At 60.1% G+C, this 13,887-nt stretch carries 14 protein-coding genes; 4 read left to right on the top strand and 10 right to left on the bottom strand.

From position 1 onward, the window contains the following. Positions 1–68: 68 nt before the first annotated feature. The 4 genes from thrC to xerD all read right to left on the bottom strand — a co-directional run bounded on the left by thrC (position 69) and on the right by xerD (position 4,667). Complete coding sequence (thrC, locus tag ACZZ0Q_RS18185; protein WP_463536287.1) at positions 69–1,478, bottom strand: threonine synthase; 1,410 nt, start codon at positions 1,476–1,478, stop codon at positions 69–71. A 10-nt stretch (positions 1,479–1,488) separates the two neighbouring features. Beyond that, on the bottom strand, positions 1,489–2,793 hold the full coding sequence (locus tag ACZZ0Q_RS18190; RefSeq protein ID WP_122452005.1) for a homoserine dehydrogenase: 1,305 nt from the start codon (positions 2,791–2,793) through the stop codon (positions 1,489–1,491). A gap of 138 nt (positions 2,794–2,931) precedes the next feature. Then, positions 2,932–3,660 (bottom strand): bifunctional protein-disulfide isomerase/oxidoreductase DsbC, encoded by a 729-nt coding sequence (gene dsbC, locus ACZZ0Q_RS18195; RefSeq protein ID WP_463541308.1) that lies wholly within the window; start codon positions 3,658–3,660, stop codon positions 2,932–2,934. Positions 3,661–3,770: 110 nt separating this feature from the next. Next, the gene (gene xerD, locus ACZZ0Q_RS18200) at positions 3,771–4,667 is read right to left on the bottom strand and encodes a site-specific tyrosine recombinase XerD (protein WP_463541307.1); all 897 of its coding nucleotides are present in this window, start codon (positions 4,665–4,667) and stop codon (positions 3,771–3,773) included. 84 nt (positions 4,668–4,751) lie between these two features. On the opposite strand from xerD, the gene ACZZ0Q_RS18205 reads away from it, so the two are divergent. Both ACZZ0Q_RS18205 and ACZZ0Q_RS18210 read left to right on the top strand, forming a co-directional pair. Next, a complete protein-coding gene (locus tag ACZZ0Q_RS18205) occupies positions 4,752–6,551 on the top strand; it encodes a cation:proton antiporter (protein ID WP_463541306.1) in 1,800 nt (599 codons plus the stop codon). A gap of 111 nt (positions 6,552–6,662) precedes the next feature. Further along, entirely contained in the window at positions 6,663–7,325 is a 663-nt protein-coding gene (locus ACZZ0Q_RS18210) for a hypothetical protein (protein ID WP_463560822.1), read from the top strand. A gap of 81 nt (positions 7,326–7,406) precedes the next feature. On the opposite strand, the gene ACZZ0Q_RS18215 is transcribed toward ACZZ0Q_RS18210, so the two are convergent. From ACZZ0Q_RS18215 to ffh, 6 genes are all read right to left on the bottom strand, one after another. Then, entirely contained in the window at positions 7,407–7,814 is a 408-nt protein-coding gene (locus tag ACZZ0Q_RS18215; RefSeq protein ID WP_463541305.1) for an acyl-CoA thioesterase, read from the bottom strand. An 89-nt stretch (positions 7,815–7,903) separates the two neighbouring features. Continuing rightward, entirely contained in the window at positions 7,904–8,254 is a 351-nt protein-coding gene (rplS, locus tag ACZZ0Q_RS18220) for a 50S ribosomal protein L19 (protein WP_110616065.1), read from the bottom strand. A 42-nt stretch (positions 8,255–8,296) separates the two neighbouring features. Beyond that, positions 8,297–9,049, bottom strand: a complete 753-nt coding sequence (trmD, locus tag ACZZ0Q_RS18225) for a tRNA (guanosine(37)-N1)-methyltransferase TrmD (protein WP_122492762.1) — start codon at positions 9,047–9,049, stop codon at positions 8,297–8,299. An 18-nt stretch (positions 9,050–9,067) separates the two neighbouring features. Beyond that, complete coding sequence (gene rimM, locus ACZZ0Q_RS18230; RefSeq protein ID WP_463541304.1) at positions 9,068–9,604, bottom strand: ribosome maturation factor RimM; 537 nt, start codon at positions 9,602–9,604, stop codon at positions 9,068–9,070. Positions 9,605–9,609: 5 nt separating this feature from the next. Then, positions 9,610–9,861, bottom strand: a complete 252-nt coding sequence (gene rpsP, locus ACZZ0Q_RS18235) for a 30S ribosomal protein S16 (RefSeq protein WP_108095776.1) — start codon at positions 9,859–9,861, stop codon at positions 9,610–9,612. Between the two features lie 280 nt (positions 9,862–10,141). Continuing rightward, positions 10,142–11,521, bottom strand: a complete 1,380-nt coding sequence (ffh, locus tag ACZZ0Q_RS18240) for a signal recognition particle protein (RefSeq protein WP_463541303.1) — start codon at positions 11,519–11,521, stop codon at positions 10,142–10,144. 156 nt (positions 11,522–11,677) lie between these two features. On the opposite strand from ffh, the gene ACZZ0Q_RS18245 reads away from it, so the two are divergent. Next, complete coding sequence (locus tag ACZZ0Q_RS18245; protein WP_463541302.1) at positions 11,678–12,478, top strand: cytochrome C assembly family protein; 801 nt, start codon at positions 11,678–11,680, stop codon at positions 12,476–12,478. An 8-nt stretch (positions 12,479–12,486) separates the two neighbouring features. Next, positions 12,487–13,773 (top strand): HlyC/CorC family transporter, encoded by a 1,287-nt coding sequence (locus ACZZ0Q_RS18250; RefSeq protein ID WP_463541301.1) that lies wholly within the window; start codon positions 12,487–12,489, stop codon positions 13,771–13,773. Positions 13,774–13,887: the final 114 nt, after the last annotated feature.

The raw sequence follows: 13,887 nt of genomic DNA on the forward strand, positions 1-13,887 counted from the left end.
CAAAACCCCAGCCAGAAAAAAGGCCGGCACCACAGAAGTGGGCCGGCCTTTTTCGTTGCCGCTAACGCTTACAACGGCTTACCGCGATTGCCGTGTTCACTCACAAAGCTCTGCATGGCTTTGATGTCGTTCGGCAGCACGGTGCAGCGCTCGTCACGATCAAACAGATCTTGCAGATGCGGCGGCAAGATCGGGCCTTTGCCGACGCCGGCTTTTTCCACCGCTTCGGGGAATTTCACCGGATGGGCGGTGCCCAGCACCACCATCGGCGTGCTCAGGCTACGGCGGCACTCGCGCGCGGCTTTCACGCCAATGGCGGTGTGCGGGTCGAGCAGCTCACCGCTTTCAGCGTACACCTGGGCGATGGTTTCGCAGGTTTCTTCGTCGCTGACGGCCAGCGAGTCGAACAGCTTGCGTGCTTCGGTCCAGCGGTCTTGGTCAACGCTGAAACCACCGCCTTTCTTGAAGGTGGCCATCAGGTCGAAGATCGCGGCGCCGTTGCGGCCGTGCAGGTCGAACAGCAGGCGTTCGAAGTTCGACGACACCATGATGTCCATCGACGGCGATAGCGTGGGGTGCAGCGTGTCTTTCACATACTGATTGCCGCTCATGAAGCGGTGCAGGATGTCGTTGCGGTTGGTGGCGACGATCAATTGGCTGATCGGCAAGCCCATGTTGCGCGCCAGATAGCCGGCGAAAATATCGCCGAAGTTGCCAGTCGGCACCGAGAACGCCACCGAACGCGCCGGGCCACCCAACTGCAAGGCGGCGTGAAAGTAGTAAACGATCTGGGCCATGATCCGCGCCCAGTTGATCGAGTTCACCGCCACCAGACGGGTGCCTTTAAGGAAGCTCTGGTCGGCAAAGCTGTCTTTGACCATTTCCTGGCAGTCGTCGAAGTTACCTTCCACGGCGATGTTGTGGATGTTGTCGCCGAGGATGGTGGTCATCTGCCGGCGCTGCACTTCCGAGACGCGGTTGTGCGGGTGCAGGATGAAAATGTCGACGTTCTCGCACGCCTTGCAGCCTTCGATGGCGGCCGAACCGGTGTCGCCGGACGTGGCGCCGATGATCACCACGCGCTCGTTGCGCTTGGCCAACACGTAGTCGAGCAGACGCCCGAGCAATTGCAGGGCGAAGTCTTTGAACGCCAGGGTCGGGCCGTGGAACAGTTCCAGCACCCACTCGTTGCCGTTCAGCTGACGCAGCGGGGCGATGGCGTTATGGGCGAACACGCCGTAGGTTTCTTCGAGAATCTTTTTGAAGTCGGCATCCGGAATGCTGCCGGTCACGAACGGGCGCATCACGCGGAAGGCCAGCTCGTGGTAAGGCAGGCCAGCCCACGAGGCGATTTCTTCCTGGGTGAAACGCGGCAGGTTTTCCGGCACATACAAGCCGCCGTCGCTGGCCAAGCCAGTGAGCAGCACGTCTTCGAAATTCAGCGCAGGCGCTTGGCCGCGGGTACTGATGTAACGCATGGAGAAATCCTCAGCTCAGTTGCTCAACGCGAATACGCACAACGCTGCCAACCACATCGCTCAGGGCCTCGAGGGCGGCGATGGCGTCGTTCATGCGTTGTTCTACTACGCGGTGAGTGACCAGAATCATGGGCACCAGGCCGTCTTGTTCTTCGACTTCCTGCTGCATGATCGATTCGATATTGATGCCGCGCTCCGACAGGATGGTCGCCACCTGGGCGAGCACGCCGGGGTGATCTTTGGCCTGAATGCGCAGGTAGTAAGCGCTCTCGCACGCTTCGATCGGCAGAATCGGGTGGGTAGACAGCGCGTCCGGCTGGAAGGCCAGGTGCGGCACGCGGTTTTCCGGGTCGGTAGTCAGGGCGCGAACCACGTCGACCAGGTCGGCGATCACCGACGATGCGGTGGGCTCCATGCCGGCGCCAGCGCCGTAGAACAGCGTGCTGCCAGCGGCGTCGCCGTTAACCATTACCGCGTTCATCACGCCATTGACGTTGGCGATCAGGCGGTCGGCCGGAATCAGCGTCGGGTGCACGCGCAGCTCGATGCCAGCGGCCGTGCTGCGGGCCACGCCCAGGTGCTTGATGCGGTAGCCCAGCGCCTCGGCGTAGTTGACGTCGGCGGTGGTCAGTTTGGTGATGCCTTCGGTGTAGGCCTTGTCGAACTGCAGCGGAATACCAAAGGCGATGGAGGCCAGGATGGTCAGCTTGTGGGCAGCGTCGATGCCTTCAACGTCGAACGTTGGATCGGCTTCGGCATAACCCAGCGCCTGGGCTTCGGCCAGCACGTCGGGGAAGGTGCGGCCTTTTTCACGCATTTCGCTGAGGATAAAGTTGCCGGTGCCGTTGATGATGCCGGCCAGCCAGTTGATGCGGTTGGCAGACAAACCTTCACGGATGGCTTTGATCACCGGAATGCCACCGGCAACCGCCGCTTCGAACGCGACGATCACGCCCTTCTCACGCGCTTTGGCGAAAATTTCGTTGCCGTGCACGGCGATCAGCGCCTTGTTGGCGGTGACCACGTGCTTGCCGTTTTCGATGGCTTTGAGCACCAGTTCATGGGCGACGGTGTAGCCGCCGATCAGCTCGATGACGATGTCGATTTCAGGATTGGTGGCCACCGCGAACACGTCGTTGGTGGTGGCAATACCGGTAATGTCGCACTGAGGGTTCTGCGAGCGCAGCGCAATCTGCGCCACTTCGATGTCGCGCCCTGCGCGCCGGGCAATTTCCTCGGCGTTGCGCTTGAGCACATTGAACGTACCGCCACCGACGGTACCCAGCCCACAGATGCCTACTTTGACCGGTTTCACCCTGAACTCCCCAGAACTTACTGCGTGAAACGGCCCGGTATTAGCGGGCCGTAAAGATAAAAGAGCCGCACCTTACGAAGCGGCCCGGGTTTAGTCAATCAAGCTACGAGTGCCGCGTTGCAACGAGCGCAGCGGTTTTCACTTGGCCTTCAAAGCCAGAGCGGCAACCTGCGGCGCCGGCTGGTAACCGGGAATCAACTTGCCGTCTGCCAGCACGATGGCCGGCGTGCCGTTGACGCCGATGGACTGGCCGAGGGCGAACTGTTTGTGCACCGGGTTTTCGCATTTGCTGGCTTTGATGTCTTTGCCGTCGACCATTTGGTCCATGGCTTTGCGACGGTCGCTGGAACACCACACGGCCTGCAATTGCTGATCACCTTCGGAACCCGGGCCCTGACGCGGGAAGGCCAGGTAACGCACTTCCACACCGCGACGGTTCAGCTCGGCGATTTCGCCGTGCAGTTTGTGGCAGTACGGGCAGGTGGTATCGGTGAAAACCGTGATGTGGGTTTTGGCTTCGCCAACGGCCGGGTAGATGACCATTTCGGCTGTGGGGATGGCATTGATGGTTTTGGCGATGCCTTCGCTTTCGGCTTTTTCGGTCAGGTTCACCGGCTTGCCGTCGTTGACTTCAAACAGGTAGCCCTGCATCACGTATTTGCCGTCGGCGCTGGCGTACAACACGCGACCGCCTTGCATGCGCACTTCATACAACCCATTGAGCGGGCTGGCAGCGATGCTTTCGATGGGAACATCCATTTGCAGGTTTTCGAGGGTTTTGCGGATGGCCTGGTTGGCATCATCGGCCCACGCAACGCAGCTGCTCACGGCGATAAGGGCAGCAGCAATAATTCGGGTGACGCGCATTGGATACTCCTGGAAAACGCGGCGAAACAGCGAGGGCGAAGCCTACCATACAAGCCCGGCAAAGGCCGACCGCAGCGGGTCGGAAGGTGCAACCGCCTGTGAATGAATGCTCAACCGCGCGGGTGATGGCGTGCGTGCAGTTCCTGCAAGCGGGCACGGGCAATGTGGGTGTAAATCTGGGTGGTCGACAGGTCGCTGTGTCCCAACAGCATCTGCACCACGCGAAGGTCCGCACCATGGTTGAGCAAATGCGTGGCAAAGGCGTGACGCAAGGTGTGCGGCGACAGCGCCTTGCCAATGCCGGCGACCTTGGCGTGGTGCTTGATGCGGTACCAGAACGTCTGCCGGGTCATTTGCTCACCGCGATTGCTGGGGAACAGCACGTCGCTGGGCCGCCCTTCGAGCAGTTGCGGCCGGGCTTCGCGCACGTAGCGCTCAATCCACACAATCGCCTCTTCACCCAACGGCACAAGACGCTCTTTGCTGCCTTTGCCGAATACCCGCAACACGCCCTGGCGCAGGTTCACTTGCTCCAGCGTCAGGCTGATTAGCTCGGTCACCCGCAGGCCGCAGGCGTACAGCACTTCGAGCATAGCGCGGTCGCGCAGGCCAATGGGGTCGGTGGTTTCCGGGGCGGCCAGCAGTGCGTCGACGTCAGCCTCAGACAAACTTTTAGGAAGCGGGCGGCCCAGCTGCGGCATGTCGACTTGCAAGGTGGGGTCAACAGCAATCAGATTTTCGCGCAGCAAGTACCGGTAGAAACCACGCACAGCGGAGAGAAACCGCGCAGTCGAGCGCGCCACGTATTTCTGGTCCAGGCGCCAGGCCAGGTGGTCGAGCAACACGTCGCGGCCGATGTCCGGCAGGTTCAAACCGCGCTCCTGCAACCAGCCGTTGAAATGGGCAAGGTCGCTGCGATAGGCCGAACGGGAATGTTCGGACAGGCCTTTTTCCATCCACAGCGCATCGAGAAATTGGTCGATAAGAGGGTGATCGAACGCCGGCATAAATAGTCTGTATGTGCCCAGGGAGAGCGCGCTAGTCTTTCACAGCCGCGCCTCGCGTCACAGGCTCAACGCCAAGGAAACCCCATGACTGAACAACATATTCTGCTGGCCCTCGGTGGCATCGGCGCCGCCGCCCTGCTCTGCCAATGGTTGGCGTGGCGCTTGCGGTTGCCAGCCATTCTGTTTTTGCTGCTGGCCGGCATCAGCGCCGGGCCGGTGCTGGGTTGGCTCGACCCTCAGCTGTTGTTCGGGCCGGTGCTAATGCCACTGGTGTCGCTGTCGGTGTCGCTGATTCTGTTCGAGGGCAGCCTGACCCTGCGCTTCAGCGAGTGGAAAGAAATCGGCACGGTGGTGCGCCGCCTGGTAACTGTCGGCGCGCTGTCGACCTGGGCGGTGATCGCCGTCACCAGCCATTACCTGCTGGGTCTGGGGTGGAACCTGGCGGTACTGTTCGGCACGCTGACGCTGGTGACCGGCCCTACGGTGATCGTGCCGATGCTGCGTGTGGTGCGACCCAAAGCCTCTATTGCCAACATCCTGCGCTGGGAAGGCATCGTCATCGACCCCATTGGCGCGCTGCTGGCGGTGGTGGTGTTCAGCTACATCATCAGCAGCGACGGCAACGGCATTCTCAGTGGCTCAGGCACCTTCGCCGGCGTGATTGCCAGCGGTCTGGTGTTTGGCCTCGCCGGCGGTTGGCTGTTCGGCCAGGTGCTGCGTCGGCACTGGCTGCCGGAATACCTGCAGAACTTCGCCTCGCTGGCGGCGGTGCTCGGTGTGTTTATTGCCGCCAATCAGGTGATGCATGAGTCCGGGCTGTTGGCGGTTACGGTGATGGGCGTGCTGCTGGCGAACATGAAGGGCGTGGATGTGAAGGAGATCCTGCACTTCAAAGAAAACCTCAGCGTGCTGCTGATTTCCGGCCTGTTTATTTTGCTGGCCGCGCGATTGGACTTGCATGCACTTATCGCCTTTGGCCCGGCGGTGATTGTGTTGCTGCTGGTGATTCAGTTCATCGCACGCCCGCTAAACGTGGCCATTTCCACTTTCCGCTCGAATCTTGACTGGCGCGAACGCGCGCTGCTGGCCTGGATCGCACCACGCGGGATTGTGGCGGCGGCAGTGTCGGCGATTTTCGCCATTCGGTTGAGCGAGGCCGGCCATCAAGGCGCCGAGCTGCTGGTGCCGCTGACGTTCGCGGTGATCATCGGCACGGTGGTGTTGCAGAGCGCCACCGCGCGGCCGCTGGCTCGCTTGTTGAAAGTGGCCGAGCCGGCGCCCAATGGCTTTCTGATTGTGGGCGCCCATCCGCCCGCGCGCGCCATCGGCAAGGCGCTGCAACAGCTCGGCAGCCGCGTACTGCTGGCGGACTCCAGTTGGGAAAACGTCAGCGCCGCGCGCATGGACAACCTGCCGACCTATTTCGGCAACCCGGCTTCGCAACACGCTGAAGCGCACCTGGACCAAGTAGGCTTGGGCTTTCTATTGGCGCTCTCCCCGGCTGGCGAATTGAACACGCTGGCCTGCATGCGCTTTCGCCATGAGTTCCACCGACGCAATTTATACGCGCTGGCCAGCGGCCTGGAGAACAAACGCAGCGACAAGCACCGCGCCAGCGATGAGCACCGTGGCAATGTATTTGCCAGCGCCGACCTCACCTACGGCAAGCTGGCGAACCGGCTGAACCAGGGCGCGCAGATGTACCAAACCACGCTCACCAGCGGCTTCACCTGGGCCGATTACCAAGCCCTGCACGGCGACCGCGCCCTGCTGCTGTTTGCGCGTGATAACCAGGGCCACGTACACGTCGCCACCCCGGCGCAAAGCCTGCAACCGCAGGCAGGCTGGGTGTTGGTGGCCATGATCGACCCGCAGCCGGAATAGGCGTCCGACGGCTGGTCCGCGAATGCTCGAGTCACCCTATCTTTGGGTGGGTGACAGTCGGGGTGTGCACGGCGATGATTCCATCACGCCACTACTGCCCCGGACGTCTTCATGGCCACTCAACAGAACTCCCGCCTCGGTCAGATACTGCTGAACAAAGGACTGATCAGCGCCGACCAACTTGCCCAAGCCATCCAACTACAAACCAGCAGCCGCAAGCGCTTGGGGGAAATCCTCATCGAGCAGGGGCTGGTCAGCGACCGTCAATTGAGCAAAGCGCTGAAGAAGCAGAGCAACCTGCGGGTGGCGGCGACCTTGGTGGCGGCATTGCTCAGCCCGTTCCAGATGGCCAGCGCCGACTTGCACCGCCCGGCGCCGAGCAGCCTCAGCCGCACGCTGCAACCGCTTGATGATGCTGAAATGAGCAACGTCAGTGCTCAGGGCCTGGACGATGTGCTTCAGGGTTTGTTTCTGCAGGCCGAGAGCGGCGACGGCGTAGGCACTGCGGCCAAACTGGCGAAGCTGGTGATGCCGGTGCTTAACAGTTTGGATGCGCAAACGTCGATGAAAGACGTGCGTTACGACACCAGCAAGCTGACGTCGGTGCGCAATGCCGATGGCAGTGTGAACGTGCGTTTGCCGAGTTCGATTGGTGAGCTGCGTTTCGACAATGTGCGTGTGGCGGGGGCGAGCACGAGCCAGAGCATGGGCAGCGTGACGCTTCAGGATATCGATCTGTCGCAGGCATCCTTGCGCATCAGCCTAAGACCATAAATCTCTGTAGGAGCGGCTTCAGCCGCGATGCTGCCAACAGAGCATCGCGGCTGAAGCCGCTCCTACAGCTGGTCGGCACATTCAGAACCCCGGCAAAACCGGCACCGGCTGTTTGTTGTCATCAATGGCCACGAAGCTGAACACGCCGGTAATCGCGCGCTCGCGTCCGTCGGTGTACATGCTTTCGACAAACACCTCGACCTCCACCTTGAGGCTGGTGTTGCCGACCTTCACCACGCGCCCAACCAACTCAACGATCGAGCCAGCCGGAATCGGGTGTTTGAAGTCGATGCGGTCGGACGACACGGTCACCAGCGGCAACCGGCAAAAACGGGTAGCGGCGATAAATGACACTTCATCCATCCACGCCAACGCGGTGCCGCCGAACAGGGTGTTGTGGTGGTTGGTAGTCGGCGGGAACACGGCTTTGGTCACGCGGGTTTCCGAGCGCTCGGTGCGTAGCTGAATTTCTTGCTCTCTGGGGGTCATGGCTTGGGGTCCTGCGTAAACGGTGGGTCAAATCACGGGCAATAAAAAAGCAGCCCGTAGGCTGCTTTTTTTGACAAGGAAGACTGGGATTAAACCAGTTTTTCCTTGATGCGAGCTGCTTTACCAGACAGGTCACGGAGGTAGTAAAGCTTGGCTTTACGTACGTCACCGCGACGCTTGACGGCCAGGCTGTCAACCAGCGGGCTGTAGGTCTGGAAGGTACGCTCAACGCCAACACCGTTGGAGATTTTACGTACGGTGAATGCACTGTTTACGCCGCGGTTACGCTTGGCGATTACAACGCCTTCGAACGCTTGCAGACGCGAACGGTCGCCTTCTTTCACTTTAACCTGAACGATCACGGTGTCGCCTGGAGCGAAAGTCGGGATCTCTTTGCTCATCTGCTCGGCTTCGAGGGCCAAGATAATTTTGTTAGTCATGCTGTGCTCCTAAGACAAACCAACCGGTTTGCCATCGATACGTTAACTATCGTCCCGTTGCCGGATGTATTCCGCCAACAGCTTTTTCTCTTCTCCAGAAAGCGAGCGGCTTTCCAGAAGATCAGCGCGTCGTTCGCTGGTCCGACCAAGGGACTGTTGCAAACGCCAGCGCCGGATGTGTGCGTGATTGCCGCTAAGCAACACGTCGGGAACACGCTTATCCGCATACACCTCCGGTCGGGTGTAGTGCGGGCAGTCGAGCAAGCCATCCGTAAAGGAGTCTTCCTCGGCCGAATCTGCATGACCCAATGCACCGGGCAGCAGACGCGTTACCGCATCGATCAGAACCATTGCCGGCAGCTCACCGCCGGAAAGGACGTAATCCCCGATCGACCACTCTTCATCAACATGCGTTTCTATAAACCGCTCATCGATGCCTTCATATCGTCCGGCAATGAGGATCAAGGTCTCCTCTTTTGCCAGTTCTCGCACAGCTGACTGAGTCAACTGGCGGCCTTGCGGCGACAGGTAAATCACCTTCGCCTGCGCTCCGGCGGCCTGCTTGGCATCAGCCAAGGCGCCTTCCAGAGGCTTGATCTTCATCACCATGCCGGGGCCACCGCCGAAAGGCCGATCATCCACGGTTTGGTGGCGATCTTCGGTGTAGCTTCGTGGGTTCCAACAGGTGAGCTGTAAAAGCCCCTGTTTCACCGCTCGGCTGGTAATGCCGTATTCGCTGATGGCAGCAAACATTTCAGGGAACAAACTGATGACTTCAACACGCAGGCTAGCCATATCTCTACTAACCGTTGCTTAGAAGTCCGCATCCCAGTCAACCCGCATTTCACCGGCTGCCAAGTCGACCGAGAGAACGCAATGCGCCGTGTAAGGCAGCAAACGCTCGCGATCATCCAGGCTGCCCGCGCAGGGCTTGACCACCATCACATCGTTAGCACCGGTCTCAAGCAGGTGGTCGATAACACCGAGCAGTTGCCCGAGTTGGTCGATCACGTTCAAACCTTTGAGCTGGTACCAGTAGTACTCGCCATCGGTCAGATCTGGGAGCAGGCTGCGGGCAACACAAATGTCGAAACCCGCGAGAAGGCGAGCTTCTTCACGGTCGTCGAGACCCTTCAGCTTTGCTACGAGGACCTTGTTTTGCATGCGGCCCTGGGCTAACTCAACCTGTCGTACATCACCGTCGCGTTTGAGCGTCCAGTGTTTGTAGTCCAGCAGGTTGTCAATCGGATCGGTAAAGGAGAAGACCTTCACCTCGCCGCGAACACCATGCACCGAAACAATCTTACCAATGACGATCAGGTCATCAGCAGGAGCGGGCGTCGCGTTCATGCGGCTTAGGCTGCTGCCTTAGCGGCATCCTTGAGCAGCTGAGCAACGCGCTCAGACGGCTGTGCACCCTGGCCAAGCCAGTAAGTAGCACGCTCTTGGTCTACGGACAGACGAATCTCTGCACCGGAAGCGATTGGGTTGAAGAAACCAATACGCTCAACAAAACGACCGTCGCGCGCATTGCGGCTGTCGGTCACGGTGAGGTGGTAAAACGGGCGCTTCTTGGAGCCGCCACGGGCAAGACGGATGGTTACCATGTGAACATCGTTCCTGTAGTCGGTGCTGCAAAACTAAAATTACATGCCAGGCACTAGGCCCGAAAGGCCGCATATTCTAAGGATTATCGGGATTTTTGCAAATCTCTTTTTGCCCTGCCCCGATCACAACCGCTACGCCCCCCGCCCAATGTCGCTTTAGAGCGTAGCGAGCGAAGGACTGGCAAGGCAAAAACACGCGAAAAAGCGGAGTTGGCTTAAGGCCAATGAGCATTTTGAGCGTGTTTTTAAAGCCGCAAGACCGAGCGCAGTAGCTATAAAGCTACATCTTCGGCATACCACCGCCGCCGGGGAACATGCCGCCCATGCCGCGCATCATCTTCGCCATACCGCCTTTTGCAGTGACTTTTTTCATCATCTTCTGCATTTGCTTGTGCTGTTTGATCAGCCGGCCGATGTCTTGCACCTGAGTGCCGGAGCCCATGGCGATGCGACGTTTGCGCGAACCGCTGATTACGTCCGGGTCGCGGCGCTCTTGAGGCGTCATGGAATTGATGATCGCCTCCATCTGCTTGAACTGCTTCTCGGCCGCGCCCTGGGCGTTGCCCATCTGCGACAGGTTCATGCCGCCAATGTTGGGCAGTTTGTCCATCAAGCCGCCAAGGCCGCCCATGTTCTTCATCTGTTGCAGCTGATCTCGGAAGTCTTCGAGGTCGAAGCCCTTACCCTTTTTCAGCTTTTTCGCGAGCTTGTCGGCCTTGTCGCGGTCGAGGGTTTGCTCGGCCTGTTCGATCAGGCTGAGCACGTCGCCCATGCCCAGAATGCGCGAGGCGATGCGGTCCGGGTGGAACGGTTCGAGCGCTTCGCTCTTCTCGCCCATACCGATGAATTTGATCGGCTTGCCGGTAATGGCGCGCACCGACAGCGCCGCACCGCCACGAGCATCACCGTCAACTTTGGTCAACACAACGCCGGTAAGCGGCAGCGCATCGCCGAACGCTTTGGCGGTGTTGGCGGCGTCCTGACCGGTCATGGCGTCAACCACGAACAGCGTTTCCACCGGGTTGATAGCGGCGTGAACGGCCTTGATCTCGGCCATCATTTCTTCGTCGATGTGCAAACGACCGGCGGTGTCGACGATCACTACATCGATGAATTTGATCTTGGCTTCGCGGATAGCTGCGGTGGCGATATCCACCGGTTTTTGGCTGATATCCGATGGAAAGAACGTCACGCCAATGTCATTGGCCAACGTTTCCAACTGCTTGATTGCCGCCGGACGATAAACGTCGGCCGACACCACCATCACGGTTTTCTTTTTGCGTTCTTTCAGGAAGCGCGCCAGCTTGCCGGCCGTGGTGGTTTTACCCGCGCCCTGCAAGCCTGCCATCAGCACTACGGCCGGTGGTGTGGCGTTCAAGGCCAGGTCTTCGTTGGCGGCGCCCATCAACTCTTCGAGTTCGAGACGCACGATTTTCACGAACGCCTGACCCGGCGTCAGGCTTTTGGAAACCTCGGTGCCGACGGCGCGTTCTTTGACTTTATTGACAAAGTCTTTCACCACCGGCAGCGCGACGTCGGCTTCCAGCAAGGCCATGCGTACTTCGCGCAGGGTGTCCTTGATGTTGTCCTCGGTCAGCTTGGCCTTGCCGGTGACGTGGCGCAGGGTCTGCGAGAGGCGGTCGGTTAGATTTTCGAACATGCGCGTTCCTTTCAGGCGATCTGGCGCCGGGTTGAGCTTGCGGCAAGGGCGCGATTATAACCAAGACGCCTGGATGCCGACACCGCTGCCGGTCTTTCGTGAAACGCGCGTTTTATGCCACACTCTCGCCCTTTCGGGCTCGCCTTACACGGACTTATGCACCCTCTGCTGCCAAGCCTCGCCGCTGCCTTTCTTTATATAGGCGCTACTGCTTACCAAGGCCTGCGCCTTTCCCAGCGCGCACTGCCTTCCAAACGCGTGCTCGCCCCGCTGGTGTTGCTGGCGTTGTTCTTCCACGGCGGTACGCTGTTCGCGCAGCTGAATGCCGAAGCCGGCCTGGCGCTAGACTTCTTCAATGCCGCCAGCCTGATTGCCTACGCCGCCATCTTGCTGACCATCGTCGCCAGCGCGCGCATTCCGGTGCTCAACCTGCTGCTGCTGTTTTTGCCCCTGGGTTGCTTAACGGTGCTGCTCGCGCAATTCGTGCCCGCTGGCACCGTGCCGGTGATCAACGAAAAACCGGGCATTCTGGCGCACATTCTGTTGTCGATTCTGGCCTACGGCATGCTCACCATCGCCGCGTTCCAAGCGCTGCTGCTGTTGGTGCAAGACCACCAACTCAAGCACAAGCACCCGTCCGGTCTGATCAAGAATTTCCCGCCGCTGCAAACCATGGAAAGCCTGTTGTTCGGTTTTCTCTGGGCTGGCTGGGCGCTGTTAAGCCTGTCGTTGATTTCCGGCTGGCTGTTTCTCGACAACCTGTTCGCCCAACACCTGGTGCACAAAACCTTCCTGGCCTGCGTGGCCTGGCTGATTTTCGCCGTGCTGCTGTGGGGCCGCCATCAGCGTGGCTGGCGCGGACACAAGGCCATTCGCTGGACCCTGGCCGGCTTCTGCCTGCTGATGCTGGCGTACTTCGGCAGCAAACTGGTACGTGAATTCATCCTGCATATCTAGGCCGCGCCGTGTCTGAGTTGAATCCGCAGTACCTGCTGGGCTTGCTGGCGTTGCTGGTCGTTTTATCGGCGTTTTTTGCCAGCGCCGAAACCAGCCTGCTAAGCCTCAATCGCTACCGCCTGCGCTATTTGGCCAAACAAGGCCGCCGTGGCGCCAAGCGCGCCAGCACCCTGCTCAACCGCCCCCAGCTGCTGCTTGGCGTGCTGCACTTCTGCAACACGCTGGTGACGGTGCTCGCCGCCACCGTCGCCGCCCTGCTGGCCACGTCGTTGTGGGGCGATCTGGGCCTGATTCTCTCCACCCTCGGCCTCACCCTCGCGCTGCTGTTATTCGCCGACATCACGCCAAGAACCCTCGCCGTGCTGCGCCCCGAAGGCTTCGCGTTTCCCTTCAGCGCGCCGCTGCGTTTGTTGGTCGAACTGCTGGAGCCTCTGGTGTGGCTGCTTAATGCGGTAAGCAATGGCCTGCTGCGCCTGTGCGGCATCGACCCCACGCGCAAACGCAAAGACGGCCTGAGCCCGGAAGAATTGCGCAACGTGGTGCGCGAAGCGACGCACGAGCTGCCAGAGAATCGCCAGAGCATGCTGCTGAGCATTCTCGACCTGGAAACCGTGACCGTTAACGACATCATGATTCCGCGCAATGAGGTCACGGGCATCAACCTCGACGACCCGCTGGAAGACATCATTACCCAGCTGCGCACCACCTCGCACACGCGCCTGCCGGTGTTTCGTAGCGACCTCAATCAGGTTGAAGGCGTGGTGCATATGCGCCAGATCGCTCGTTTGCTGAGCCACGATCAACTGACCATCGAGGCACTCAGCGCAGCGGCGCACGAGCCTTACTTCGTGCCAGAAAGCACGCCACTGTCGACCCAGTTGCTGAACTTCCAGAAGCAGAAACGCCGCATCGGCATCGTCGTCGACGAGTACGGCGATGTGCAGGGCATCGTCACGTTGGAAGACATTCTTGAGGAAATCGTCGGCGACTTCAGTAATCAGGACGCCCTGCGCAGCCCCGACATTCACCCGCAGGAAGACGGCACCCAGGTGATCGACGGCGCCGCGTATATCCGCGAAGTGAACAAGGCGCTGGGCTGGAGCCTGCCGTGCGACGGACCGAAAACCCTCAACGGACTCATCACCGAAGCGCTGGAGAATATTCCCGACAGTGCCGTATGCCTGAAGATCGGCCCGTATCGCCTGGAAATTCTGCAATCCACCGATAACCGTGTGAAAAGCGTGCGCGTCTGGCGCCCTGCCCCGCGCGTGGCGCCGAGCGAAAACGCCCAATAGGCGCGCCACTGGCGAAAAGTGTAATTGTCAGCGCCTGCACCGCGCTTTTATAGTCGTCGTACCTCTCGCCCGCCTGCCATCCGCAGACCGGCCCGTGCCGCACCGAAGGCCCCA

This window comes from Pseudomonas sp. AC070 (assembly GCF_979258635.1).